At 57.9% G+C, this 1270-nt stretch carries 1 pseudogene; it reads left to right on the plus strand.

The window, feature by feature from the left end:
* Positions 1-80: 80 nt before the first annotated feature.
* A pseudogene (locus J2X53_RS22465) lies at positions 81-1231 on the plus strand (IS3 family transposase).
* Positions 1232-1270: the final 39 nt, after the last annotated feature.

Here is a 1270-nt window from a genome sequence, read left to right on the forward strand (position 1 = left end):
TGAGCTACTCCCCGAAAATCGGACAGTGACGGAAGCTACGATCTGAGGTCTGCTGATCCCCAATTCGAGGAGATCAGAACATGTCGAAACGCAGGAATCATGACGCGGCGTTCAAGGCGCGCGTTGCGCTTGAGGCGCTAAAGGGTGAGCGCACGGTGTCAGAATTGGCGGGCGCTTATGAGGTCCATCCGACGATGATTCACCAATGGAAGAAGGCACTGCTCGAAGGTGCCGCAGGTATTTTCGAACGTGGTGGTCAGGCTGCGGCCACCGCCGAGATTGCCGAGGAAACGGTCCGTGATCTGCATGCCAAGATCGGAGAGTTGGCGGTCGCCAACGATTTTTTGTCACGCAAGCTCAAACCCTGGACCGGGAAGTGAGGCGGGGCATGATCGAAAGAACCCATCCCAAGCTGTCGGTCGGCGCGCAATGCCAGTTGCTGTCGATCTCACGGTCGTCGTTTTATTACGCGCCGCAGGGCGAAACGGCGATGAACCTCGACCTGATGTTGAAGGTCGACAAGCAGTTTTTGGACACCCCGTTTTACGGCGTTCGGCAGATGACATGGCACCTGCAGAACGAGGGTCATGCCGTGAACGAAAAGCGCATCCGGCGGCTGATGCGCCTTATGCGATTGATGCCGATCTACCAGAAACCCAATACCAGCAAGCCCGCGAAGGGGCACAAGACTTACCCCTATCTTCTGGGCGGGCTGCGGATCGACAGGCCCAACCAAGTCTGGTGCGCCGACATCACCTACCTGCCGATGCGCAAAGGCTTCTTGTATCTTGTCGCTATCATGGACTGGTTCACACGCAAGGTGCTGGCCTGGCGCATCTCCAACACGTTGGAGGCCGAGTTCTGCCTTGAGGCGCTGAACGAGGCCATCCACAAGTTCGGCCCGCCCGAAATCATGAACACCGATCAGGGGTCGCAGTTCACGTCCTTCGACTGGACCGACCGGCTGAAGCGGGCAAAGACCAAGATATCGATGGATGGCAAAGCCCGCTACCTCGACAACATCTTCATCGAACGTCTCTGGCGGTCGCTGAAGTATGAATGCGTCTATCTGCACGCCTGGGAAACCGGGTCACAGGCAAAGGCAGGCGTCGGCCGCTGGATCACCTTCTACAACCACCAGCGGCCCCATGCCGCCCATGGCGGTCAACCGCCCGCCGTGGTCTACTTCAACGCAACCCAAACCCATCAGCAGGTGCAGGCAGTAGCTTAAATCAGCCGTAAATCTGTCCAAAGATCGGGGAGTAGCTCA

This window comes from Pseudotabrizicola sp. 4114, from assembly GCF_031457365.1.
Classification (GTDB): domain Bacteria; phylum Pseudomonadota; class Alphaproteobacteria; order Rhodobacterales; family Rhodobacteraceae; genus Pseudotabrizicola.